The organism is Vibrio sp. Y176 (genome assembly GCF_033438945.1).
The window spans coordinates 1-508 of sequence record NZ_JAWOQS010001231.1 but is presented as its reverse complement, the minus strand read 5'-3'; the positions used below and the strand labels follow the sequence as shown (position 1 = coordinate 508).

1 protein-coding gene is annotated in these 508 nt (G+C 45.5%); it reads left to right on the top strand.

Features of this window, described 5'->3' with window-relative positions; all coding sequences use genetic code 11:
* Nucleotides 1-420 (top strand): ChaN family lipoprotein (locus R7O13_RS31135; RefSeq protein WP_318305764.1); only part of this gene is annotated, 420 nt, incomplete at its 5' end.
* Nucleotides 421-508: the final 88 nt, after the last annotated feature.

Genomic DNA, 508 nt, shown 5'->3' with positions numbered 1-508 from the left:
CGCAGCTTTGTGGCTGAAAACGTCAATACCGCGCACAGTCCATATAAAGAAAAGTTCATGGCATCCATGCATCATGGCAAGCCAGAGCAAACTGAAAAGCAATACGCCGCACAAGTAACGTGGGACGAAACCATGGCGGAGTCGATTGTGAAATACCTCGCTCAAAACCCAAATGCTCAAGTTGTTCATGTCGCGGGGAAATTTCATACAGAAGCAGGTTTAGGTACCGCAGCATCCATTTTACAACGCAACCCTGAACTTAAAGTGGTGGTGGTTAATCCAACGTCGGAAATCAGTACAAACAGCCCAGATTATCAGTTAGAAGTACTCGAACCGCCGGTTCGCTTCGTTCAAGACGCGAACAGAATGGCCGCGTATAAGCACCTATCTACACGTAATGACGATCTTCAATGTAAATAACGCGGCCTATCCTACATTTTAATCTACTTGTACGGTCTGTTTTTTGCTTTGCTATTTAAGAAACAATCTTGGCGGCAAAAACAGGCCC